The organism is Streptomyces diastatochromogenes, assembly GCF_002242805.1.
In the GTDB taxonomy this organism is placed as follows: domain Bacteria; phylum Actinomycetota; class Actinomycetes; order Streptomycetales; family Streptomycetaceae; genus Streptomyces; species Streptomyces diastatochromogenes.
The window spans coordinates 149,118-172,196 of record NZ_MCGQ01000052.1; the positions used below are offsets into that span (position 1 = coordinate 149,118).

General features: G+C 71.5%; 20 protein-coding genes. 13 read left to right on the forward strand and 7 right to left on the reverse strand.

The genetic code is table 11. The features are described 5' to 3' along the window. Positions 1-5 precede the first annotated feature (5 nt). Complete coding sequence (locus tag BEK98_RS42315; protein WP_094222133.1) at positions 6-917, forward strand: Gfo/Idh/MocA family protein; 912 nt, start codon at positions 6-8, stop codon at positions 915-917. Positions 918-941: 24 nt separating this feature from the next. Here the strand turns inward: BEK98_RS42315 and BEK98_RS42320 are convergent, their stop codons facing one another. After that, positions 942-1,262, reverse strand: a complete 321-nt coding sequence (locus BEK98_RS42320; protein ID WP_094222134.1) for a hypothetical protein — start codon at positions 1,260-1,262, stop codon at positions 942-944. A 44-nt stretch (positions 1,263-1,306) separates the two neighbouring features. Further along, entirely contained in the window at positions 1,307-2,215 is a 909-nt protein-coding gene (locus BEK98_RS42325; protein WP_094222135.1) for a GNAT family N-acetyltransferase, read from the reverse strand. Between the two features lie 249 nt (positions 2,216-2,464). Between BEK98_RS42325 and BEK98_RS42330 the strand changes: the two genes are divergently transcribed. After that, a complete protein-coding gene (locus tag BEK98_RS42330; protein ID WP_094222136.1) occupies positions 2,465-3,571 on the forward strand; it encodes a PP2C family protein-serine/threonine phosphatase in 1,107 nt (368 codons plus the stop codon). 25 nt (positions 3,572-3,596) lie between these two features. Here the strand turns inward: BEK98_RS42330 and BEK98_RS42335 are convergent, their stop codons facing one another. Both BEK98_RS42335 and BEK98_RS42340 read right to left on the reverse strand, forming a co-directional pair. Beyond that, positions 3,597-4,037 carry an Lrp/AsnC family transcriptional regulator gene (locus BEK98_RS42335; protein ID WP_094222137.1) on the reverse strand — a complete coding sequence of 147 codons (441 nt, stop codon included), beginning with the start codon at positions 4,035-4,037 and terminating at the stop codon, positions 3,597-3,599. A 38-nt stretch (positions 4,038-4,075) separates the two neighbouring features. Beyond that, positions 4,076-5,425 carry a transaminase gene (locus tag BEK98_RS42340; RefSeq protein WP_094222138.1) on the reverse strand — a complete coding sequence of 450 codons (1,350 nt, stop codon included), beginning with the start codon at positions 5,423-5,425 and terminating at the stop codon, positions 4,076-4,078. Between the two features lie 279 nt (positions 5,426-5,704). On the opposite strand from BEK98_RS42340, the gene BEK98_RS42345 reads away from it, so the two are divergent. Next, the gene (locus BEK98_RS42345; RefSeq protein ID WP_094222139.1) at positions 5,705-6,172 is read left to right on the forward strand and encodes a hypothetical protein; all 468 of its coding nucleotides are present in this window, start codon (positions 5,705-5,707) and stop codon (positions 6,170-6,172) included. Between the two features lie 4 nt (positions 6,173-6,176). On the opposite strand, the gene BEK98_RS42350 is transcribed toward BEK98_RS42345, so the two are convergent. Next, positions 6,177-6,386 (reverse strand): hypothetical protein, encoded by a 210-nt coding sequence (locus BEK98_RS42350; protein ID WP_244202218.1) that lies wholly within the window; start codon positions 6,384-6,386, stop codon positions 6,177-6,179. Positions 6,387-6,633: 247 nt separating this feature from the next. Between BEK98_RS42350 and BEK98_RS42355 the strand changes: the two genes are divergently transcribed. Both BEK98_RS42355 and BEK98_RS42360 read left to right on the forward strand, forming a co-directional pair. Beyond that, complete coding sequence (locus tag BEK98_RS42355) at positions 6,634-7,884, forward strand: serine hydrolase domain-containing protein (protein ID WP_094222140.1); 1,251 nt, start codon at positions 6,634-6,636, stop codon at positions 7,882-7,884. Positions 7,885-7,999: 115 nt separating this feature from the next. Continuing rightward, entirely contained in the window at positions 8,000-9,232 is a 1,233-nt protein-coding gene (locus BEK98_RS42360; RefSeq protein ID WP_094222141.1) for a cytochrome P450 family protein, read from the forward strand. 117 nt (positions 9,233-9,349) lie between these two features. Here the strand turns inward: BEK98_RS42360 and BEK98_RS51055 are convergent, their stop codons facing one another. Continuing rightward, on the reverse strand, positions 9,350-10,885 hold the full coding sequence (locus BEK98_RS51055; RefSeq protein ID WP_094222142.1) for a helix-turn-helix domain-containing protein: 1,536 nt from the start codon (positions 10,883-10,885) through the stop codon (positions 9,350-9,352). Between the two features lie 158 nt (positions 10,886-11,043). On the opposite strand from BEK98_RS51055, the gene BEK98_RS42370 reads away from it, so the two are divergent. The 3 genes from BEK98_RS42370 (at position 11,044) to BEK98_RS42380 (ending at position 13,894) form a co-directional block, all read left to right on the forward strand. Beyond that, complete coding sequence (locus BEK98_RS42370) at positions 11,044-11,664, forward strand: L-threonylcarbamoyladenylate synthase (protein ID WP_167444392.1); 621 nt, start codon at positions 11,044-11,046, stop codon at positions 11,662-11,664. Positions 11,665-11,775: 111 nt separating this feature from the next. Then, positions 11,776-12,531, forward strand: coding sequence for a dienelactone hydrolase family protein (locus tag BEK98_RS42375; RefSeq protein ID WP_094222143.1), 756 nt, complete (start codon positions 11,776-11,778; stop codon positions 12,529-12,531). A 163-nt stretch (positions 12,532-12,694) separates the two neighbouring features. Continuing rightward, on the forward strand, positions 12,695-13,894 hold the full coding sequence (locus BEK98_RS42380; RefSeq protein ID WP_094222144.1) for a glycoside hydrolase family 64 protein: 1,200 nt from the start codon (positions 12,695-12,697) through the stop codon (positions 13,892-13,894). A 48-nt stretch (positions 13,895-13,942) separates the two neighbouring features. Here BEK98_RS42380 and BEK98_RS42385 read toward each other — a convergent pair whose 3' ends face one another. After that, positions 13,943-16,336 (reverse strand): M4 family metallopeptidase, encoded by a 2,394-nt coding sequence (locus tag BEK98_RS42385; protein WP_094222145.1) that lies wholly within the window; start codon positions 16,334-16,336, stop codon positions 13,943-13,945. Positions 16,337-16,632: 296 nt separating this feature from the next. On the opposite strand from BEK98_RS42385, the gene BEK98_RS42390 reads away from it, so the two are divergent. The 5 genes from BEK98_RS42390 (at position 16,633) to BEK98_RS42410 (ending at position 23,076) form a co-directional block, all read left to right on the forward strand. Continuing rightward, positions 16,633-17,706, forward strand: coding sequence for an NADP-dependent oxidoreductase (locus BEK98_RS42390; RefSeq protein ID WP_094222146.1), 1,074 nt, complete (start codon positions 16,633-16,635; stop codon positions 17,704-17,706). A 24-nt stretch (positions 17,707-17,730) separates the two neighbouring features. Continuing rightward, complete coding sequence (locus BEK98_RS42395; protein ID WP_094222147.1) at positions 17,731-18,123, forward strand: MerR family transcriptional regulator; 393 nt, start codon at positions 17,731-17,733, stop codon at positions 18,121-18,123. A gap of 156 nt (positions 18,124-18,279) precedes the next feature. Beyond that, positions 18,280-20,076, forward strand: a complete 1,797-nt coding sequence (locus tag BEK98_RS42400; protein ID WP_167444393.1) for an alkaline phosphatase family protein — start codon at positions 18,280-18,282, stop codon at positions 20,074-20,076. A 401-nt stretch (positions 20,077-20,477) separates the two neighbouring features. Further along, positions 20,478-21,980, forward strand: coding sequence for a metallophosphoesterase family protein (locus BEK98_RS42405; protein ID WP_094222233.1), 1,503 nt, complete (start codon positions 20,478-20,480; stop codon positions 21,978-21,980). Between the two features lie 67 nt (positions 21,981-22,047). Continuing rightward, the gene (locus tag BEK98_RS42410) at positions 22,048-23,076 is read left to right on the forward strand and encodes an LLM class flavin-dependent oxidoreductase (RefSeq protein WP_094222234.1); all 1,029 of its coding nucleotides are present in this window, start codon (positions 22,048-22,050) and stop codon (positions 23,074-23,076) included. Positions 23,077-23,079 lie beyond the last annotated feature (3 nt).

The following is a 23,079-nucleotide window of genomic DNA, read 5'->3' on the forward strand; positions in this document are numbered from 1 at the left end:
GCGAGATGCGCATCGGACTGCTGGGAACGGGCCCGTGGGCCCAGGCGGCCTACGCCCCCGCGCTCGCCGGGCACACCGGCCTGGACTTCGCCGGGGTGTGGGGCCGCCGCCCGGAGGCGGCCACCGCGCTGGCGGAGCGGTACGGCGTGCCGGCGTACGACGACGCGGACGCGCTCCTGGCCGACGTGGACGCGGTGGCGGTGGCCCTTCCCCCGTCTGTGCAGGCCGAGTTGGCGGTACGGGCCGCGCGGGCGGGACGGCATCTCCTGCTGGACAAGCCCCTGGCCCTCGGCGTCACCGAGGCGCGGGCCGTGACCGAGGCCGCGGAGCGGGCCGGGGTGGCCTCGGTGGTGTTCTTCACCACACGCTTCCAGAAGGAACCGGAGGCCTGGATCGACGAACAGGCCGCCGCGGCGGGCTGGTTCACGGCGCGGGCGCAGTGGCTGGGGGCGGTGTTCACCAGCGACAGCCCGTTCGCGGCCTCCCCGTGGCGGCGGGAGAAGGGCGCGCTGTGGGACGTGGGACCGCATGCCCTGTCCGTGCTGCTGCCGGTCCTCGGCGACGTACGGCAGGTCCTGGCGGCGGCGTACGGTCCCGCCGACACCGTGCACCTGGTCCTCGACCATGCCACCGGCGCGTCCAGCACGCTCACACTGAGCCTGACGGCACCGCCCGCGGCGGCCGGCGCCGACCTCGAGCTGCGGGGTGAGGCCGGCGTGTCGCTCCTGCCGAGAAGCTCCGAGGGCGCGGTCCCCGCCCTGACCCGCGCCGCGGACGCGCTGCTCACCGCCCACCGCACGGGCCGCCCGCATCCCTGCGACGCCGCGTTCGGCCTGCGGGTCACCGAGATCCTCGCGACGGCGGAGGCCAGGCTGACCGGGGAGCCGGTCGACCAGCCCCCGGCCGCCCTGGCCTGATCCTCCAATCCCCCTCAGCCGTCCTCAGTCGTCCTCGAACGGTTCGTCGCTCCACCGGAACCAGGCCCGGTCCCCCTCGATGTGCAGCAGGAACTCGGGGACCGGGCCGTCCGGGGAGGAGAGCGAGACACGGCGCCGTATCTCGTCGTACGCGGACTCCCACTCGTCCCAGCTCTCCTCCTCCATCAGGGCCAGCTCACGGGCGAAGAGGTCCTGTACGGCGGCGAAGCCGGGGCCGGTGGTGAATCTCCCCGACAGCCAGGGGAAGTCGGCCTCGTCGATCACGATCTCCCCGACGGACTCCTCCCCGGCGCCCACCCGCCACACCTCGCCGTCGAACCCCATGGCCCCTCCCCCGTTCAGCCGCTGTCGATCACTTCCTCAGCATGTCACCCGGCACTGACAACGGGCTCGGCCCAGAAGTTGAGGCGCTCCCGCACGACGGGGTAGCCAGCCCTGGTGAAGTGTGCGGCCATCGGGAAGTTGCCCTGGTCGGTGGCGCCGGCGATGAACTCGGCGCCGTGTTCGGCGAGGAAGTGGGTGCACTCGGCGAGGAGGTCGTAGGCGTAGCCGTGGCCGCGGTGCTCCGGCAGGACGCCGATGAATCCGATGCACGGCCCGTTCGAGTTGCGGGCCGGGATGTGGATGCCGACCGGTTCGCCCCCGGGCGTGCGGGCGAGCTGCCACCACTCGCGCGGCGAAGGGAACCAGTGGAAGATGTCGAGTTCCTCCTGGGCGGCCTGGTCCACTCCGCCCTGCTCGATGGCCCGGCGAGCATGGGCGTCCAGGGTGACGGAGTGGATCCGGCGCAGGGCGTCGAAGAAGACCGTGTCGTCCGGTTCGGCGGAGAAGACCAGGCGCTCGGGGCGCTCGGGCAGGCCGTGGTCCGGGGTCCAGCGGTACAGGAAGCGTTCCACCAGGGGTTCGTATCCGGCCTTGCGGGCGGCGGCGGTGCGGGTGGTGACGGCGGCGGGCAGACCGGGGAGGTCGCGCCAGCCGGCGGGCAGGTCGAGTTCGAGTTCCTCGGTGCGCCAGGGCGTCGTCCGCAGGAGTTCGGCCCCCGCGTCCTCCTCGCCCTCGGCCACGTCGAACCAGTTGATGACGAGCGGCTCGGGGTCCTCGGGCCGGGCCCACCAGGCGGCGCGGGCCACGACCCGGCCGTCGCGCAGGGCGACCCGCTTCCAGTCGGGGCGGTACCGGGTCTGGAGGTGTTTCTCGCGCAGGCGCAGCGGGTCGGGCAGGGTGTCGAAAAGGTGAGCACTGCTCTCGTCGAGCGTGCGGATGACCACGGCGGTCATGGATTCCTCCGGGATGCGTGCTGCGTACAGCGGGGACGCGCTCCCGGTCAGACGTGCTACGCCCGAGGAACGGGAAGGCGGGAGCGCTGGATGACTGTGGACTGCATGGCGCTCGCCTCCTTCCGGCTGTCTCGGGCGTGCCGCACACGCTAGGGGGACGGCCGGCCGGGTGTCGACCGCTTTTCTCGCGTCGCACCCCCGTTTCTCCGGCGGTGCGCCCCCGTCCCGGCGACGGCGTAGCGTGGGGATGTGCGATCGGTGCGCGGCTCGTCGTCGCGTCGGAACCGGGAGGAGCGCGGCTGGCTGCGGGGCGCGCCACCGCCGCGATGGGTGCGGGTGCTGCCGGTGGCGCTGCTGGTGACGGTCACCGCGGCCACTTTCATCACCCCCCACGCAGGCGATCTCGGCTTCCTGCTGGGCGCGATCCCACCGCTCGCCGTCCTGTCGTACGGGCCGGTCGCGACCGGCGTCCTGGGCGCCCTGGTCGTCGCGGCGCTGAACATCCCGGCGACGCACCTGAACCGTCCCGGCAACACCGATCTGCTCACCATCGTGTTCGTCGCCCTGCTGAGCGTGTTCCTGTCCCATGTGCGCAGGCTCCGGGACGCCCAACTGGTCATGGAGCGGGCGATCGGCGAGGCCGTGCAGCAGGCCGTGATGCCGCCGCTGCCGGAGCACGTCGGGCGGGTGGGGTGCACGGGCTTCTACCGGGCCGCCCAGGACGGGACGCTGGTGGGCGGGGACTTCTTCGACGTGCGGGCGGGGCCGCACGGCGTCCGGGCGGTGATGGGCGACGTACAGGGGCACGGGCTGTCGGCGGTCGCGACGGTGGTGTCGCTGCTGGGCGCGTTCCGGGAGGCGGTGCTGGACCAGCCGGACCTGGAGTCGGTCGCGGCCCGTATGGACCGCAGGCTGGCGGTGGACTCGGAGGACGTGCGGTACCGAGAGCTGTTCGCGACCGCGGTGCTGCTGGAGTTCACGCCCGACGCGCGGGCGGTGCGGGTGGTCGCCTACGGTCATCCGGCGCCGGTCCTGCTGCACGGCGGGCGGTCCCACGAGGTGACCGTCACGGCGGCTCCCCCGCTGGGCCTCGGGCTGGCCGACGCCGATCCCCCCAAGGAGGTCACCGTGCCGCTCGGGCCGGGCGACCGCCTGCTGCTGGCCTCCGACGGCGTCTGGGAGGCCCGGAACGCCTCCGGCTCCTTCTATCCGCTGCCCGAGCGGCTGTCCGACTTCGCGGACACCGGCTCCGGCGAGCTGGCCGACGCCGTGTGGGCCGACCTCGCGCTACGGCACTACGACGTCCGCGACGACGCCACCCTGCTGGTCCTGACCCCCGAGTCGCCGGACACCTGACCCAGGCCCTGTACGGACACACGGGTCAGCCCACGTCCCACAGGAACCGGTGGGTGTGGATGCCGAAGTACGGGAACGACTGGATCTCGCGGACGCCCTCGAGGGGCCGCACCACGTCGTTGACGAAGTCCAGCAGGTCCTTGGGGCCCGGCGCGACCACCTCCGCGAACAGGTCGAACCCGCCGGAGGTGAGCACCGAGTAGACCACCTCGGGGCGCTCGGCGAGGGCGTCGGCGACGGTGCGCGGGTCGCCGTCGACGCCGATGCCGAGCAGGGCCATGGCCTGGCCGCCCATGGCCATCGGGTCGGTGACGCCGACGACCTGAACGGCCCTGGAGTCCAGCAGGCGCTGCAGGCGCTGGCGGGCCGCCGAGGCGGACAGCCCGACCTTCGGGCCGAGGTCGGCATAGGCGATACGGCCGTCGGTCTGCAGCTCGCGCAGGATGGCCCGGTCGATCTCGTCCACGTCTCTCCTTTCATGCGGTCCCGGGTGAACGTGCCGGCTCAGCCGACCAGTTCGGCGAGGGCCGCGGCGAAGACCTCGGTGTGCGTGTCGACGTCCTGCTCGGTGGTGTCGGGGCACATGAGCGCCATGTTGTGGAACGGGGTCAGCAGGATGCCCCGGTTGGCGAGGTAGAGGTGGAGGAAGTCCTCCAGCTCCGGGTCGGCGGCCGCCGCGGACTCGGTGCCCGTGCGGGGCACCGGCGAGGTGAAGCGGTACTCGGTGCGGGCGCCGAGGCGGCTGACGGACCAGGGCAGGTGGTGGGCCTCGATGCCGGCCCGGACGCCCGCCTCGAAGCGCTCGGAGAGCTTCGCCATCCGGGCGAAGGCCTCGTCGGTGAGCACATGCTCCAGGGTGGCCCGGGTCGCGGCGATGGACAGCGCGTTGCCGGCGAGGGTGCCGCCGACGCCGCCCATGTCGACAAGGTCCAGGTCGGCGCGGTCCAGCAGCCGCTCGGCGAGGTCCGCGGAGAGGCCGTAGGCGCCGGCCGGGATGCCGCCGCCGATCGCCTTGCCGATGGTGAGCAGGTCCGGTTCGAGGTCCCAGGCGGCCGTGCAGCCGCCGGGGCCCGCGGAGAAGGTGTGGGTCTCGTCGTTGATGAGCAGGGTGCCGTACCGCCTGGTCAGGTCCCGGACGCCCGCGAGGTAGCCGGGCTCGGGCAGGACGATGCCGATGTTGGTGAGCGCGGGCTCCATCAGGACGGCGGCGACGTCCCCGTGGGCCAGCTCGCGCTCCAGACCGGCGAGATCGTTGAACTCGGCGACCCTGCTGGTCAGGGTGACGTCACAGGGTGCTCCGACGTTTCCGGGGCGGGCGGTGCCCCCGCCGTCCGGGCCGACGACGATCAGCGACTCGTCGACGCTGCCGTGGTAGCAGTAGCTGTTGACCAGGATCTTCGGGCGCCCGGTGACGGCCCGGGCGAGCCGGATCGCCCACCGGTTGGCGTCGGTCGCGGTCAGCGAGAAGCTCCAGCGGGCCAGGCCGAAGCGGCGGGTCAGCTCGGCGCCGACCCACTCGGCGTCCTCCGTGGGCAGCATGGCGGTGGCCCCGCCCAGACCGGCGTACCGGCGGTCGACGGCCTCGGTGACCGCGGTGGGCGAGTGACCGGCCATCGCGCCCGTGTCGCCGAGGCAGAAGTCGATGTACTCGTGCCCGTCCACGTCGGTGATCCGGGCGCCGCGCGCCCCGGCCAGATAGCGCGGGAAGGCGCCGGCCGTCTTGTTCATCCAGGTCATCGGCACCCGGCCGAAGAGGTGGTCGGCCTGCGCGTAGGCCTCCTTGGAACGCGGGTTACGGCGCTCGGCCTCGGCGCTCTCGCGGGCCAGGAGGGCGTGCAGACGCGTGCGGTCCATGGGGTACCTCGATGCATGCCGGGGACGGAACGGTCTGAGCGTACGAGCGAAAACAGGATGACATCAAGAGCTGACGCTCGAATCGATTGCCGTCACGCTCGAATCGAGCGTGACTCTGACGCTCGGCCACCCTGGTGGCAATGCCCCAACTGACGGACCCTTGTCGGGTGTTCGAACGCAATGTCTTAAACGCCAGGGTTCGCCACCCCTTCCGCCACGTAGAAATATCTATCAGCATGCATATGCCGGGTTGGGGTGCATGATCACGCGGAGCGGTGGATGACGAACACGATGTGGATGCGGGGCGTGGAGTGGCTCGCCGCGGCGGCGGCCGATCCCCGCGCGTGCAAGTGGCGGTGGGACCACGGCGAGGGCATCGCGCTGCTGGAGGCGGGCCGCTTCTGGGACATGCTGAGCGTTCCCGAGCGGCTCGGGCTGCTCACCCTGGACCTGCTGTGGCGGCCCGGGCTGCCCGTGCCGGGGCCGACCCTGGTGGACACCGCCGCGGGGCGGGTCGGGTTCTTCCTGCCGCCGGACCCGTCCGGGGGCTGGGTCGGCGCCGGCCTGCGGTACGCGACCAAGGGATCCTGGGTCGCCGTACCGCCGCCGTACCGGCCCGCCCGCTCCCTGGAGTGGCTGGTCCCGCCGGACGGCACCGGCGCGCTGCACACGCCCGGCGCGCTGGAGGGGGCGCTGCGGGAGGCCAACGGCACGCTGGCGGTCCTCGCACCGCTGTGCGGGCCGTAGCGGATCAGGAGCGTTCGGGCTCGGGCCGGATGCGCAACGCCAGCCCGGCGAGGGTGACCCAGTGCACCTCGCGTTCCGCGGGGACGCTGCGTCCCTGGGCCCGCCACTCCGCCACGAGTTGGGCGTAGATCGGCTCTCGGGTCCGGTCCGCCGGGGCCCTGCGGCTACTTCGATCCCTGCGGTCCGTCCGGTCCGCGCGGTCGATGACGTCCATGCCGGGGCAACGCCCGGGCCGCTCCACCGGCACGCTCCCGCTCCGCCCGCTCACCGGGTCGGGTGAGCACACCCCTCGAACGAGGCCTTCCGCCCGTCCGACAAGCATCCCGGAGCAGGCGGCTCATGCCGTCGAAAGACGCACCCGGCCGACAGGCGGCGCCGAGTGGGCGCTCCTATCCTGGGGAGGCAGGACTCCGACGTCTCGCCCACCGCACGTTCTGCTCTCACGTGCTTGGAGTCAGCCCATGTCGCATTCTTCCGCACGCCTGCGCAGGGGAGCCGCGGTCGCCGTCGTGGTGGGAACGCTGATGGTGCCGCTCGGCGGCGCTCCCGCGGGGGCGGCGCCGGCCTCCGTAGCCGCCGCGTTCGCCGCCGACCCGCCCACCCCCTCCCCTTCGGGGACGGAGGTCCGCACGCTCACCCCGGACGTGGCCCGCCAACTCGACGCCGCCGTGCAGAAGGTGATGACCGAGGCGCACGTGCCCGGGGTGACGGTCGGCATCTGGACGCCGCACCAGGGCAGTTACGTCAGCTCGTTCGGTGTCGCCGACAAGAGCAGCGGCCGGCCGATGACACCGGACCTGTACATGCGGATCGGCAGTGAGACCAAGACCTTCACCGTGACGGCGCTGCTGCAGCTGGTGGACCAGGGCAAGGTCGGCCTGGACGATCCGATCGGCAAGTACGTCGACGGGGTGCCGAACGGGGACGAGATCACACTGCGGCAGCTCGCCGGGATGCGCAGCGGGCTGTTCAACTACTCCCAGGACGACGACTTCTACAAGGCGCTCACGTCCGATCCGCAACGCAGCTTCACGCCCCAGGAGTTGCTCGCCTACGCCTTCAAGCACCCGGTGCTGTTCCAGCCGGGACAGAAGTTCTACTACTCCAACACCAATCTCATCCTGCTCGGCCTGGTCGTCGAGAAGGAGAGCGGGCAGCGCCTCGGCGACTACATCCGTCAGCACGTCACCGAGCCGGCCGGGATGACGGACACCCTGTTCCCGACCGGCGCCGAGTTCCCCTCCCCGCACGCGCAGGGCTACACGAACCAGACGGCCGACGGAAAGATCGCGGACACGGCCGGCTGGAACCCGTCCTGGGGGTGGGCGGCCGGCGCGATGATCTCGAAGCAGGAGGACCTGCGGGTGTGGGCGCGCACGGTGGCGACCGGCCAATTCCCGGACGGCAGCCGGATGATCAGCGCGGCCACGCAGAAGCAGCGGCTCATCACCCCGGCGACGCCGATCCCGGGAGCCGGGTACGGGCTGGGCATCTTCAATGTGCAGGGCTGGATCGGCCACAACGGATCGCTTCCGGGCTACGAGTCCCTGACCGTCTATCTCCCTGCGGCACAGGCGACCCTCGTGGTCCTGCTCAACACCGACATCGACCACAACGGCCAGGAACCGAGCACCCTGTTCGGCGAGGCGATCACCAAGATCGTCTCCCCCGACCACGTCTTCAACCTGCCGGCCGAACCCGCGGCCAGGTAAGCGCTCTCACCTGGGACGGTTTCCGGCCAGGTCGAGAATGCGCTGTTCGCCAGTCGGCCGGTGCCGCTGTGTACTGGAGGTGCCTCGCGAGAGCCGACCAGCCAGGAGAGCCGTCGTGACCGTCACCGACCGCATCCCGCTCGACCCGTTCGGCACCGACATCGCCGCGGAGAGCGCCCGGCTGCGCGCCCTCGGCCCGGTCGTGCCCGTGGAACTGCCCGGCGGCATCCCCGCCTGGGCACCCACCGGGTACGACGTCCTCAAGGAACTGATCCTCGACCCTCTGGTGAGCAAGGACGCGCGCCGGCACTGGCGGCTGTGGCCGCAGACCGCAGAGCGCCCCGCCTGGAGCTGGATCGTGACCTGGGTGGGCGTGGTCAACATGCTGTCCACCTACGGTCCCGACCACACCAGACTGCGCAAGCTGGTGGCGCCGAGCTTCACGCACCGGCGCACCGAGGCGCTGCGCCCGCGGGTGGCGGGCATCACCGCCGAACTGCTGGACGCGCTGGCGGCCGAGGGCGCCGACGGCCGTGCCGTCGATCTGCGGACCGGGTTCGCCCATCCGCTGCCCATGCGCCTGATCTGCGAACTGCTCGGCGCGCCCGAGGAGTTGCGCGAGGACGCGGCACGGCTCATCGCCGACATCTTCGACACCTCCGACCCGAGCCCGGAGCACGCGGCGTCCGTGCAGGAGCGGATCGGCACGGTGCTGGGTGCGCTGCTCGCGTACCGTCGCAAGGATCCGGGCGACGATCTCACCACGGAGCTGATCCGGGTCCGGGACGAGGACGGCGACCGGCTCTCCGACGAGGAACTGCTGCACACGCTGCTGCTGGTGGTCGGCGCCGGGTTCGAGACCACCGTCAATCTCATCGGCAACGCGGTCGTCGCCCTGCTGACGCAACCGGCGCAGCTGGCGGCGGTGCGCTCCGGGGAGGTCGACTGGGAGGGGGTGGTCGAGGAGACGCTGCGGGTGCACCCGTCGGTCGCCGCGCTGCCGCTGAGGTTCGCGGTAGCGGACCTGAAGGTCGGGGGCGTGACGATCCCGGCCGGGGACGCGATCATCACGACCTACGCGGCCGCCGGCCTGGACCCGGCGCGCTACGGGCCGGACGCGGCCGGTTTCGACGCGGCGCGCGGCGCCGACGACCATCTGGCGTTCGGGATCGGCGTGCACCGCTGCGTCGGCGCTCCGCTGGCCCGCATGGAGGCGCTGACGGCGCTGCCCGCGCTGTTCGCCCGCTTCCCCGGGCTGCGCCTGGCCGTCGGCCCCGACGAGCTGCGGCAGGTGCCGTCGTTCATCGCCCACGGCTGGCAGGAGGTGCCGGTCCGGCTGGACGGCTGAGACAGGTGCGGGGCTCCGACCGGTCCCCCGTTCCGGTCGTGCCCCGCGCCTGCTGAACCTACGCGCGGGGCACGGCGGTGGGTATCGCACCGGTGCCCCTTCCGGACCGGCGAGGACTCACTTGTGCACAGGGGAGTCCGGTTGGCCCCGGTTCGCTCCGCCGACGGCGGGTGGGGCGAGGGCGCCGGTGGCCAGGTGGGCGAGGACGACCTCGTACAGGTCGCTGCCCATGGCCAGCAGTTGGCGTTCCAGGACCGGTTCGGCGGCCCGGACGTGGTCGCGTACGGTCTGGGCGTGCACGCCCAGGTCCCGGGCCGTGCGTTCGGCGTTCGAGTCCGCGGCGATCCAGGCGCGCAGGGTGCCGCGCAGGTCGCGGCCGTCACCGTCCAGGCGGCCCAGGAGGTCCTGCGCCCAGGCGCGCAGCGCGGCCGAGGCGAGCAGGTCACGGAGCCCGTCGGGGGCCGGCTGCGGGGCCGTGCCGTCGGGGTCGTACGGGCCCTGCACCGCCTCGGTGTTGAGCGCGAGGTGGGCGGCGGCGCGGGTGGTGAGGCGGGAGAAGTCGGTGCCGAGCAGCGCCTCGACGCGATCCATGCGGGCGCGGACGGTGTTGCGGCTGACGCCGAGCACCTTGGCCGCGTTGACGGCGGTGAACTCCAGGCCGAGCCGGGTCGTGGCGAGCAGTTCGGCGCGGATGTGGTGGGGCAGTGTGTCGAGGGGGCGCAGCACACCCGCGGACCAGGCGCGCAGGGCGACGGGGTCCATGAGCCGTTCGGGGTGGGTGCGTTCGGCGTAGACGGCCGTCTGGTCCGGGCGGAAGCGGGCGACGGCGAGCGCGCTGATGGCCTGCCCGTAGGCGGTGGCGGTCCGGGCGAGCCGCTGGCGCAGGCTGCCGCCGAGGAAGGTGTCCGGCCGGCCGTCGACGAGGGAGCGCAGCCGGTCCCCCGCCGTCGGCCGGGGGCTGACGACGATGACGTGCCCGTCCATCGCGGGGCAGCGCACGACGAGTGCCAGGCCGTCGGTGATGTGCGCGCAGGCGTCGGCGAGTGCGTCCCGCTCGGCGGGGGAGACCTCGACGACGTAGACGCGTGCGGTGTCCTGCTCGAGCAGGCCCGGCCACAGGCCGGCCGCGACCCGGCGGGCGGAGACGGTGTCCTCCACCATCAGCAGCTGCAGGATGGCCAGCCGCAGGTCGGCCGTGGCCCGGCGGAGCCGGCGCCCGTCGTCCGTCAGCTTCCTCTCCCTCAGGAGCAGTTCGAGCACGGACGCGGTGCGGTTCACGATGTCGGCGGCGCGCCGGTCGAAGGGTTCGGGGCGGGCCACGGCGAGCACCTCTCCCGCCGCCGGGCCCTGTTCGGGGTGGCGTATCCCGACCATGCGGACATGGCGTTCGCCGTCCTCCAGGGCGGCCGCGGAGATCCGGCCCGTGACCACGTCGGCGAGCACGTTGCCGTCCAGCGGCAGGCGTTCACCCGCGAGGAGGCCGCCGTGGGCGTCCTGGAGGCAGACGGTCGCCCCGACGGTCCGCCCGAGCCAGGTGACGACCCGGCGCGGGTCGCGGCCGGCCGGACGCAGATGGTCGAGCAGCTGCTCCGCCCACGTGGTGTCGGGGTCCTGCGGCTGGGCGTGGGGGCCCTCGTCGGCTCGGCCGGCCACGTCACCCTTCTCCTCGTCGTCGGTTTGACCTCGGCTTTCGAATCTGGACGTTACCCCAAGAGACGACGGCGCTCAGGTCGGCACCGGACCGCACGGGCCTCACGCACGGCACGCCGCCGCTGCGCGCGCGGCGCCCGGGGACGGCATAAGCTCGGCGGATGGCGAAGTACTTCGACGTGCACCCCGAGAACCCCCAGCCGCGCAGCATCACCCAGGTCGCCGACGCGGTGCGCTCGGGTGCGCTCATCGCATACCCCACCGACTCCTGCTACGCGCTCGGCTGCCAGTTGGGCAGCCGGGACGGCATCGACCGGATCCGTTCGATCCGCCAACTGGACGACCGGCACCACTTCACGCTGATGTGCCGGGACTTCGCGCAGCTCGGCCAGTTCGTCCGCGTCGACAACGACGTGTTCCGGGCCGTGAAGGCGTCGACTCCCGGCAGCTACACCTTCATCCTGCCGGCCACCCGCGAGGTGCCGCGCATGCTGCAGCACCCCAAGAAGAAGACCGTGGGCGTGCGCATCCCCGACCATGTGGTGACCCAGGCCCTGCTGGCCGAGCTGGGCGAGCCGCTGCTGTCCAGCACGCTGCTGCTGCCCGACGAGGAGGAGCCGATGACCCAGGGCTGGGAGATCAAGGACCGGCTCGACCACGCGGTGGACGCGGTGGTCGACTCCGGGGACTGCGGCACCGAGCCGACCACGGTCGTGGACTTCTCCAGCGGCGAGGCGGAGATCGTGCGGCGGGGCGCCGGGGACACCGCTCGGTTCGAGTGAGGGCGGGAGTCCGGCCCCGCAGGCGTGGATCTTGCGTGGCAGCATGAGACGTACACGCAGCGCGGAAGGGCAGCCGCCTCCCGCCGCTGACTCCTCAGGAGGCTTCTCAGCATGACCGCCGTACAGGGAACAGCCGTCGACATCCCGACCGAGGACGGCACCGCCGACGCCTACCTCGCCCACCCCGCGGACGGGAACCCTCATCCGGGCGTCCTGCTCTACCAGGACGCCTACGGCCTGCGCCCGCAGCTGAGGGCGATGGCCGACCGGCTCGCGAGCGCCGGTTACACGGTCCTGGTGCCGAACGTCTTCTACCGGCACGGCCGCACCCCGATCGGAGAGGTCCCGGAGTTCATCGACCCCGCGGCCGACCCGACCATATGGGAGCGGATCGGCCCGGTCATGGCCTCCCTCACCGCCGAACAGACCGAGCGCGACGCGGACGCCTATCTGGGCTGGCTGGCCGACAGCCCCCTGGTCACCGACGGCCCGGTCGCACTCACCGGTTACTGCATGGGCGCCCGCCTGGCCCTGCGCACGGCGGCCACCCACCCCGAGCGGGTGGCCGCGGCGGCCGGCTTCCACGGCGGCCGGCTGGCCACCGACGCCCCGGACAGCCCGCACCGCGGTGCCGAGCACATCACCGCGGAGCTGTACTTCGGCCACGCCGACCAGGACCCTTCCATGCCCGAGGAGCAGATCCGGCTCCTGGCGGACACGCTCACCGCCGCCGGCGTACGGAACACCTGGGAGGTCTACCCGGGGGCGCAGCACGGCTACACGCAGGCCGACACCCCCGCCTACGACCGCGAGGCCGACGAGCGGCACTGGGCGGCCCTGCTCGATCTGCTGAAGCGCGCCTTCTGAGGGCCGGAGGGCGCCCGCCATGCGACGGGCGCCCCCGGATCCCGTCCCACTCGTTTCCCGTCCAACTCATTGACATGCACGCACCCGACCGCAACGCTGAGAGCGCTCTCAAACAGGTACGGACCAATATCCGTACGACCCCGACCCCACACGGAGGTGGAGAGTGCCCCCCAGCATCACGCGCCCCGCGCTGCCCCTGGCGGCCGCGGCGGCCCTGGTCGGCGGCCTGCTCACGCTGGTCGCACCGGACCACGCCGGCGCCGCCGTGCCGGACACCATCCCCCTGAAGATCACCAACAACTCGGGCCGCTCCGACCCGGTGTACGTCTACGACCTCGGCACCCAACTGTCCTCGGGGCAGCAGGGCTGGGCCGACGCCAACGGCACCTTCCACGCCTGGCCCGCGGGCGGCAACCCGCCGACTCCCGCGCCGGACGCGGCGATCGCGGGGCCCGCCGCCGGACAGTCGAAGACGATCCGGATACCGAAGTTCTCCGGCCGGATCTACTTCTCCTACGGCCAGAAGCTCGACTTCCGGCTCACCACCGGCGGGTTGGTGCAGCCGGCCGTGCAGAACCCGTCCGACCCCAACCGGAACATCCTGTTCAACTGGTCGGAGTACACGCTGAACGACTCCGGGCTGTGGCTCAACAGCACCCAGGTGGACATGTTCTCGGCGCCGTACGCGGTCGGCGTGCAGCGGGCCGACGGCAGTGTGAGCAGCACCGGGCACCTGAAGTCCGGTGGCTGGACCGGCTTCTTCAACGCGCTGCGCGGACAGCCGGGCGGCTGGGCCAACCTGATCCAGACGCGCTCCGACGGCACCGTGCTGCGCGCCCTGTCCCCGCTGTACGGCGTGGAGACCGGTGCCCTGCCGGCGAACGTGATGGACGACTACGTCAACCGGGTGTGGCAGAAGTACGCGACGTCGACGCTGACGGTCACGCCGTTCACCGACCAGCCGAACACCAAGTACTACGGCCGGGTCTCGGGGAACGTCATGAACTTCACCAACTCCTCCGGCGCGGTCGTCACGAGCTTCCAGAAGCCGGACGCGTCCAGCATCTTCGGCTGTCACAAGCTGCTGGACGCGCCCAACGACCAGGTGCGCGGCCCCATCTCGCGCACGCTGTGCGCCGGTTTCAACCGCTCCACCCTGCTGGTCAACCCCAACCAGCCGGACACCTCGGCGGCGAACTTCTACCAGGACTCGGTGACCAACCACTACGCGCGCAAGATCCACGCGCAGATGGCCGACGGCAAGGCGTACGCCTTCGCCTTCGACGACGTCGGCAACCAGGAGTCGCTGGTCCACGACGGCGGCCCGCAGCAGGCGTATCTGACGCTGGATCCGCTCTCCTGACATGCCGCGGTCCCGCACCCTCGGGGGTGCGGGACCGTGACGGGGGACTCAGCCGGTCGTCAGAGCGGTGTCGTCCACGACGAAGCTGGTCTGGAGCGAGGAGTCCTCGACTCCGTTGAACTTCAGCGTGACCGTCGAGCCCGCCAGCGAGGACAGGTCGAAGGACTTCTGGCTGTAGCCGGATGCCTTGTTGAGGTTCGAGTAGGTGGCCAGGGTCTTCGAACCCGCGGTCACCGTCAGCTTGTCGTACTGGGTGCTGGTGGTGGTCTCCGCGGTGTCGATGTGCAGGTAGAAGGTCAGGGTCGCCTTGCAGCCCGCGGGGATCGTCACCGACTGGGACAGGGTGTCGGTGTGCGAGGAGCCGTAGCCGTCGAGCCAGGCCTTGTAGGAGCCGCTGTGGGCCGCCTCACCGCTGTCGGTGCCGATGACTCCGCTGGTCGCCGTCCAGCCGGTGCTGCCCGACTCGAAGCCCGGGTTGCTCAGCAGCTGGGTCGAGGAGCAGCCGCCGCCGGTGGGGTTGACCGTCCAGCCGAAGGTCGCGGTGCCCGTCGCGCCGGTGGAGTCGGTCACCGTGACCGTGGTGCTGGAGGAACCCGCGGTGGTGGGGGTGCCGGAGATCAGGCCGGTCGAGCTGTTGATCGACAGGCCGGCCGGCAGCCCGGAGGCGCTGTAGGTGAGGGCACCGCTGTTGGTGCTGCTCGCCTGGATCTGCAGGCTGACCGCGGTGCCGACGGTGGCGGTCTGGCTGCCCGGGTTGGTGACCGTCACCCCGCTGCTCGGCGGGTTGATGTGGCTGCCGACGTTGATGCCGGCGAAGGCGTTGCCCACCCCGGCGTACTGGGTGGAGTTGGTGCCGTAGAGGGCTGCTGCCGCGTTGAGGGCGGCGGTGCGGGCGGCGGCGTAGTTGGTGCTGGACGTCATGTACGTCGTCAGCGCCTTGTACCAGATCTGCAGGGCCGCGGCCCGGCCGATGCCGGTGACGGCGACGCCGTCGGAGGTCGGGCTGTTGTAGGTGACGCCGTTGATGACCTTGGTGCCGCTGCCCTCGGAGAGCAGGTAGAACATGTGGTTCGCGGGGCCCGAGGAGTAGTGCACGTCCAGGTTGCCGACGCCGGAGTACCAGCTGTCGGCGGATCCGCCGTCCTTGCTCGGCTTGTCCATGTACCGCAGCGGCGAGCCGTCGCCGTTGATGTCGATCTTCTCGCCGATGAGGTAGTCGCCGACGTCCGAGCTGTTGTTGGCGTAGAACTCCACCCCCGTGCCGAAGATGTCGGAGGTCGCCTCGTTCAGGCCGCCGGACTCGTCGCTGTACTCGAGGCCCGCGGTGTTGGAGGTGACGCCGTGGGTCATCTCGTGGCCGGCGACGTCCAACGAGGTCAGGGCATGCGTGTTGCCCGAACCGTCGCCGTACGTCATGCAGAAGCAGCTGTCGTCCCAGAAGGCGTTGACGTAACCGCTGCTGTAGTGGACGCGCGAGTAGGCGGCGACGCCGTCGTTCTTGATGCCGCTGCGACCGAAGGTGTTCTTGTAGAAGTCCCAGGTCTCCTGCGCACCGTAGGCGGCGTCGGCGCCCGCGGTCTGGGTGTTGGAGCCGGACCCGGTTCCCCAGACGTCGTCGGAGTCGGTCATCAGGGTGCCGGTGCCGGAGGTGCCGTTGTTGAGGCTGTAGGTCTTGTGGCCGCCGCGCGTGGTGTCGTACAGCTGGTACGTCGAACCGGACAGCGTGGTGGTGAGGCTGACCGAGCCGCTGTACTGGGTGTTGCCGGTGCCCGTCCTGATCGCCTGGTAGCGGTACAGCTCCTTGCCGGTGGTGGCGTCGGTGATGACGTGGAGCTGGCTGGGCGTGCCGTCGTCCTGGAAGCCGCCGACCACCGTCTCCCAGGCGAGCTTCGGGGTGCCGTGGCCGGCCCAGATCACCTTGCGGGCGCTGTCGGTGGTGGGCTTCTTCGCGTCGAGGGCCTTCGCTGCCTTGAGGGCCTTGGTCTCGGCGGCGGACTTGGTGAAGGTCGCGGCGGTGGAAGTGACCTTGATCTTCTGCTTGTTGTTGAAGGTCGTGCTCACGGTGCCCGCGGCCAGGGAGGCGGGCGGGGTGTGCACGACGAGGTCGCCGCCCAGGACGGGGAGGCCGGCGTAGGTGCGCTCGTAACGCGTGTGCAGCGTGCCGTCGTTGTCCTTGACGACGTCCTTGACGACCAGCTTCTCCTGCGCGCCGAGCCCGAGGGTGCGGGCGGTGGCGGCGGTCTTGTCCTTGGCGCTCTTGATCAGCGCGGAGTGCTGGGCGGGGCTGAGCTTGGCCTCCAGGCCTCCGGTGCGAACCGGGCTGGGGTGCGGGCCTGCGGGCTTGGCGGTCGCCGGGACCGACTGGATGCCGACGGCGAGGAAGGCGGCGGTGGAGACCAGTGCGGCTCCGACCGTGGCCCGTCTGTGGGGAAGACGTCTCACTCGTACTCCTCCTGCTGCGGCCGCCGGGTCGCGGCCGGTGACAGACCGGGCAGACGGGTGTGCTGCCCGGGACGAGCTGAGCTGTGCGGGGACCGTGATCCGTGAACACACCTTGGAGGATCCGTGTGCGGGGGGAGGATTTCAGCTTTGACTCGCACATGTCAGCCACGTCGGGGGCAATCGAGGGTTTTCCCTATGCGGGCGGGGCAGCCCGGGACACTCCCGCCGGTTTGGCCCCCAAGTGCTCTTGGTCGGGGTTGACCTTCACGTAGGGGTCAATGTCTAGCGTCGCCCGCATGACGTCCTTCACCACAAGCGCGTTGCCGCCTGCCTCTTCCCGCCTCGCCCGTAACGGTGTGGAGGTCCGACTCGCCGCACGGCCCGACGGGTTCCCCACCCCCGACCACTTCCGGATCGTCACGACGACCGTCCCGGACCCCGCACCTGGCCAGGTCCTGGTGCGCAACCTGTTCATGTCCCTCGATCCCGGCATGCTTCTGCTGATGTCGGGCGGCTCCCAACTGCCCATACCCGGCTACGAGGTGGGAGAGGTGATGTACGGGAACGCGGTCGGCGAGGTGGTCGCCTCGGCGGATCCGTCGTTGAGCGAGGGCGACCTGGTCGTGCACCGGCTGGGCTGGCGGGAGTACGCGGTGGCCGGCGCTGAGGCGTTCCGCCGGGTGGACGAGAGGGCCTACCCGAGCCCGTCCATGCACCTGGGCTTCGGGCTCGTCGCCTACGTCGGGTTGATGGAGGCGGCTCGACTGCGGCCCGGGGACACGGTCTTCGTCTCCAGTGCGGCCGGGGCCACCGGGGGCCTCGCCGGGCAGATCGCGCGACTCAAGGGCGCGGCCCGGGTGATCGGCAGCGCGGGGTCGCCGGAGAAGGTGGCCCACCTGACCGGCACGCTCGGGTTCGACGCGGCCTTCGACTACCACGACGGTCCCGTACTGGACCGGCTGCGCGCGGCGGCGCCGGACGGCATCGACGTGTACTTCGACAATGTGGGCGGCGAGCAGTTGCGGGCCGCCGTCGAGGTGATGAACGAGCACGGCCGCATCGCGGTGTGCGGGGCGCTCAACCGGCAGCGCACGGGCCGTCCCGACGACGGGCCCGGTGACCTGCTGAGCGTCGCGGCCAAGCGCCTGACGATCCGGGGCTTCACCCTTTTCGACCACCTGGACCGGGCCGCGGAGTTCGGTGAGCAGTTCCGCGGCTGGCTGCGCGAGGGATCCATCGTCTACGACGAGACGGTGGTCGAAGGGCTGGCCGCTGCGCCGCAGGCGCTCCTGGACCTGGTCGGCGGCCGGTACACCGGGAAGACCGTGGTCCGCCTCACCGATGCGGCTGGGCGAACGCCGGTAGCCTGAGCGGGAGTTCAAAGGGGGAGACGGATGCTGATCGGCGAGCTGGCGGCACGGACGGGCACGACGACCCGCGCCCTGCGCTACTACGAGGAGCAGGGCCTGCTGGAGTCCGCCCGGACGTCGGCCGGTTACCGCGTCTACGGCCCGGTCGCGGAGACCCGGGTCCACAACGTCCGCGACCTGCTGGCCTCCGGGTTCACCGTCGAGGACGTGAAGTCGTTCGTGCGGTACCTCGACACCGATCTGCCGGAGGTCTTCACCTACTCCCCGGCGTGCGCCGACAACTATGACGTGGGCGCACGCCGGGTGGCCGAGCTGGAGGAGAGGATCGCGGCGCTCACGAGGATGCGCGACGTCCTCGTCCATCGAATGCCCTGGCTGGCGGCGCCCGGCGAGGCCGCGGAGCAGGGCGCCGCCTGACCGGCACCATGCCAACTTGTCTGGTCAAGTTTGGCATCGGTTCTTCCGTTCGACAGCGTGGACCGATACCCATGTCCCGTTCATCGTGCACAGCCGGGCCGTACGGCCCACACCCTCACGACACCCTCTTGAACGGGACGAGGTACACGCATGCGAATGCGCTGGAGATCCCTCGGCGGGCTGCTGGCCCTCCTCGGCGCACTGATCGTCTGTACTCCCCCGGCCCACGCGGCCGGGAGCAGCGGCAATCTGATCGTCAACGGCGATGCGGAGGCCGGCGGCTACTGCACCGACGACTGGGCCGCGGCCACCACGGTGCCGGGCTGGACCACCGAGGCCGGCGGCCCGGACGTCATGTGCCACACCGCCGGGTCCTTCGGGCTGCCCGGCGACGGCAAGGCCCCCGGCAAGGCCTTCTTCGGGCCCGGCAACTTCGGTGACGGCTCGATGTCACAGACCGTGGACGTCTCCTCGGCGGCCTCGGCCGTCGACGGCGGCGGCGTGAGCTACAACCTCTCCGGCTGGCTCGGCGGCTGGACGACCTACGGCGGTTATGTCGCGGTAGGCCTGCACTTCCACGACGCGAGCGGCCACCCGCTCGGCGCGACGGCCAAGCTGCCGACGGTCTCGGCGTCCGACCGGGGCCTGGCCACCAAGTTCCTGTCCCGCAGCGCCACCGGCACGGTGCCCGCGGGGACCCGGTCGATCCAGGTCGAGGTGCAGTTCCTGTCGACGTCGCACGAGACCGGCTACCTCGACAACCTCTCCCTCACCCTGAACACCCCGGTCACCGCGCCGGCCCCGCTCGCCCCGCCCGCGTCGCAGGTGCCCGGCTACGACCACGTGTTCATGGTCATGATGGAGAACACCGACTACTCCGCGGTCATGAACGACCCGGCCGACACGCCCTACATGCACAGCCTGATGGCCCAGGGCGCGACGCTGACCGACTTCCACGGCGTCTACCACCCGAGCGACGAGAACTACCTCGCCGTCGCCGGCGGCGACACCTACGCCAAGGGCGCCACGTACTGGCCCAACATCAACTCCCCGCAGCGCAACCTGGGCGACACCCTGGAGGACGCCGGGAAGAGCTGGAAGGCCTACGAACAGGGCATGGGCACGCCCTGCAACACCAAGAACAACAACGACAGTTACTACGAGCCCGATGACGCCCCGTTCATCAACTACACCGACATCAGCGGCAACGCGTCGCGCTGCGCCGCCCACCTGTTCGACACCTCGCAGCTGACCACCGACCTGCAGTCGGCCGCGACCACGCCGAACTTCTCCTGGATCGCCGCCGACGACTACTACGACGGCGAGGCCTCCGGCAACGGCAACGCCACCAGCCTCAAGACGCAGGACGGCTGGCTGAAGCAGACCCTCGCCCCGGTGCTGTCCTCTCCCGCCTGGACCCAGCAGCGCTCGCTGCTCGTCCTGACCTGGGACGAGAGCAACAGCGAGGCGTACAACCACATCGTGACCACGGTCGTCGGCTCCCAGGGCACCGTTCCGGCCGGGACCAACAGCCCGGTCCACTACGACCACTACGGCATCGCCCGCACGATCGAGGCGGCCCTCGGCCTGCCCGGCCTGACGGCCAACGACACCTACGCGACGCCGCTGAACGCCGCCTTCGCACCGTCCACGGCGACGGCACCGACGCTCACCGGCGACCTGAACGCGGTCGCGAACGGCGGCAACGTCACGTTCCGGTACGCGGTCCCGTCCGCCGCGCAGGTCAGCGCGAAGAACTGGATCGGCATCTACCCGGCCGGGGTCACCCCGGGCCAGAAGTCCGCACTGACCTGGGCCTACACGCCCAACGCCAGCGGCGCGGCCACCTTCTCCACCGGCAAGCTGAGCGGCGCGGGCAAGTACGACGTGTACTACCTCGCCAATGACGGCTACTCGGTGCTGGCCGGACCGTTCTCGCTGACCGTGGACTGATCGGGTCCACCCTCAGTTCGGCGCGCCGGGCGGAACCCGGGGCAGCGGGTCGAGCCGTACCGTACGCGGGTCGGCCAGGTAGGCGTCGATCAACTCGGCTGCCATGACCTGCTGTTCCCGGGCCTCCACCGGCCTGAGGGTGTCGGCGAGTCGCCAGCTGCAGCTCGCTGGAGCCGAGGCCCTGGGAGAGGGAGACGGTGAGCAGGAACGGCTCGTCGAAGCGGCGGATGCCCAACAGCAGCCGCTCCGGGCCGCTTTCGAGGTCGGGCACGAGGTCGAGGAAGTCGGGGGCGCGGGTGTTCTCGCCGGTTACGCGGGCCTCTCGGTCGGTGCGGGTCCGGGACGCATCGTGCCAGGCCCCACCTGCGCGCCGTGATCGGATCGTTGTTACCGTGCACCGCGTGTCTGACTCCTCACGCGATACCGCACAGGGCGCCGGCTGGGGCCCGTCCGAACGCGGCACCTACCAGCAGCTCATGCCCGACCATGTCGAGAAGCTGTCGTGGCTGAATCCGAAGACCCTGCTGGCCGCCCGCAACGGAGTGCTGGCGTCCTGGTTCGGCGACCCGACGGGCCGTACCCGCAGCCGCCTGGTGGCCCGGCAGGCCGAGGCGGGAGCACCCGCCGACAAGGTGGTCCGGCAGGAGGTGCCGGACCGGTTCTCCTTCATGGTCTTCGGCGACACCGGCGAGGGCGACGACTCCCAGTACGCCGTCGTGCCGGGCTTTCTGAAGATGAGTCAGGGCACGGAGTTCGCGGTGATCGCGAGCGATGTCATCTATCCCGTCGGCAGCGCGGACGACTACGGCGTCAAGTTCTTCCGGCCGTACCAGGCCTACCCGGCGCCCGTCTACGCGATCCCGGGCAACCACGACTGGTACGAGGACCTCGGCGCGTTCATGCGCGTCTTCTGCGCCGATGCCCCGCCGCCCGCCACCGAGCCCGCGCCCCGCCCGCTCGGCCGGGCCTGGTGGCGTGCCCTGCTCTGGCACCGGGCACACCCGGCGGACGGGCAACACCTCGCCGACGCACGGAAGTTGCGGTCGGCTCCGGGACAACAGGCCGTACAGCCGGGGCCGTACTGGGCGATCGATGCCGGTCCGGTGCGGATCGTCGGCATCGACACCGGGCTGCTGGGCACGATCGACGCCGAACAGGGCGCCTGGCTGCGGGAGGTCTCCCGCGGGCCGAAGCCGAAGATTCTGATCACCGGCTCGCCGCTGTACGTGGACGGCGAGCACCACCCCTGTGCCATCGAGGGCGGCGGCACGGTCGACGACATCGTCCGCGACCCGGCGCACCACTACGTGGCCGCCATCGGCGGCGACATCCACAACTACCAGCGCTACCCGGTCGACGTGGACGGCCGGACCGTCCAGTACGTGGTCGCGGGTGGCGGCGGCGCGTTCATGCACGCCACCCACACCATCCCGCGGGTTTCGGTCGCGGGCGTCACCGAGCGGGACTTCCGCTGCTATCCGCTGCGCGGCGACTCGCTGGCCTTCTACAGCCGCCTGTACGGCCGCCGCCTGCGCCTGCGCCGCTTCTTCACCCTCACCGAGTCCGAGGCGACGGCCGTCGTCGCCGAACGGCTCGGCATCGAGCCGGGCCGGGCGCCCAGCCCGGACACCCGGGTCACCCGGCGCACCCGCCTGGTCGCGAGCCTGCTGGGCACCGGTGGCCGCCCCGACCGCGCCTCCCGGTTCCGGCTGCCCGTGCGCAAGATCTACACCCAGCTGTTCTCGCCCGCCTCCGACACCTACAGCCCGCCGTTCTTCAAGTGCTTCCTGCGTCTGGACGTCACCCCGGAGGCGGTACGGCTGCGCTGCTTCGCGGCGACCGGCAACCTCGCCCAGGAACTCGATCCGCCGGTCGAGGACGAGGTCACCATCCCGCTGAAGTGATCACACGGTTGTCACACTGGCCTGCCAGAATCGGGGCAGAACCGACGTACGACCGATGGAGGAGCCCGTGCCGTCCACCCCCCGCCCGCTGCGCAAGCTGGGCTTCCTCACCATCGGGCTGTTCGACGCTGCCGACCCGGGCCTGGGCCACGAGTCCACGCTGGAGATCATCGAGCTGGGCGAGCGGCTGGGCTTCGACAGCGCCTGGGTCCGCCACCGGCACCTCCAGTACGGCATCTCGTCCCCGGTCGCGGTGCTGGCGGCGGCCTCGCAGCGCACCCGGCGCATCGAGCTGGGCACCGCGGTGATCCCGCTGGGCTGGGAGAACCCGCTGCGCCTCGCCGAGGACCTGGCGACCGTGGACATCCTGTCCGGCGGCCGGCTGAACCCGGGCGTCAGCGTGGGCCCGCCGATGCACTTCGAGCAGGTCAAGGAGGCCCTGTATCCGGACACCGCCGACGCGGAAGACTTCAGCTACGAGCGGGTGCGCCGACTGCTGGACTTCGTGCGCGGCAAGCCGGCCACCGACTTCAGCGGGGCGGAGGGCTTCGAAGTGTTCTCCGATGTCGTCCAGCCGCACTCCCCCGGGCTCGGCCGCCGCCTCTGGTACGGCGGCGGCAGCCTCGGCTCGGCACGCTGGGCGGGCGAACACGGCATGAACTTCCTGACCAGCAGCGTCGTCAAGGCCGAGGATCCGGACGGGCCGCTGGACTTCGCCGAGATCCAGCTGTCCCACATCCGCGCCTTCCGCGCCCAGCACCCCGACGGGGAGGCGGCCCGCGTCTCCCAGGGCCTGGTGGTGATCCCCACCGACTCCGCGAGCCCCGAGCAGCGGGCCAAGTACGAGGAGTACGCGGCCAAGCGCCTCCCCCGGACGGTCTCCCCGCAGGGCCCGGCGCGGCTGCTCTTCGCCCCGGACCTGGTCGGCACCTCGGACGAACTCGCCGAGCGGCTGCACGCGCACGCCGCGTTCCGCGAGATCGACGAGGTGGCGTTCGCGCTGCCGTTCACCTTCGGACACGAGGACTACGTGCAGATCCTGACCGACCTGGCGACAAAGCTGGGGCCGGCCCTGGGGTGGCACGCTGCGGGCTGAGGC

Coding starts and splice junctions, on each gene's coding strand:
- BEK98_RS42355 (WP_094222140.1), top strand. CDS start 6,634: ATGTCGCATTCTTCCGCACGCCTGCGCAGGGGAGCCGCGGTCGCCGTC.
- BEK98_RS42350 (WP_244202218.1), bottom strand. CDS start 6,386: ATGGACGTCATCGACCGCGCGGACCGGACGGACCGCAGGGATCGAAGT.
- BEK98_RS42320 (WP_094222134.1), bottom strand. CDS start 1,262: ATGGGGTTCGACGGCGAGGTGTGGCGGGTGGGCGCCGGGGAGGAGTCC.
- BEK98_RS42325 (WP_094222135.1), bottom strand. CDS start 2,215: ATGACCGCCGTGGTCATCCGCACGCTCGACGAGAGCAGTGCTCACCTT.
- BEK98_RS42315 (WP_094222133.1), top strand. CDS start 6: ATGCGCATCGGACTGCTGGGAACGGGCCCGTGGGCCCAGGCGGCCTAC.
- BEK98_RS42375 (WP_094222143.1), top strand. CDS start 11,776: ATGACCGCCGTACAGGGAACAGCCGTCGACATCCCGACCGAGGACGGC.
- BEK98_RS42395 (WP_094222147.1), top strand. CDS start 17,731: ATGCTGATCGGCGAGCTGGCGGCACGGACGGGCACGACGACCCGCGCC.
- BEK98_RS42400 (WP_167444393.1), top strand. CDS start 18,280: ATGCGCTGGAGATCCCTCGGCGGGCTGCTGGCCCTCCTCGGCGCACTG.
- BEK98_RS42340 (WP_094222138.1), bottom strand. CDS start 5,425: ATGGACCGCACGCGTCTGCACGCCCTCCTGGCCCGCGAGAGCGCCGAG.
- BEK98_RS42345 (WP_094222139.1), top strand. CDS start 5,705: ATGACGAACACGATGTGGATGCGGGGCGTGGAGTGGCTCGCCGCGGCG.
- BEK98_RS42370 (WP_167444392.1), top strand. CDS start 11,044: ATGGCGAAGTACTTCGACGTGCACCCCGAGAACCCCCAGCCGCGCAGC.
- BEK98_RS42390 (WP_094222146.1), top strand. CDS start 16,633: ATGACGTCCTTCACCACAAGCGCGTTGCCGCCTGCCTCTTCCCGCCTC.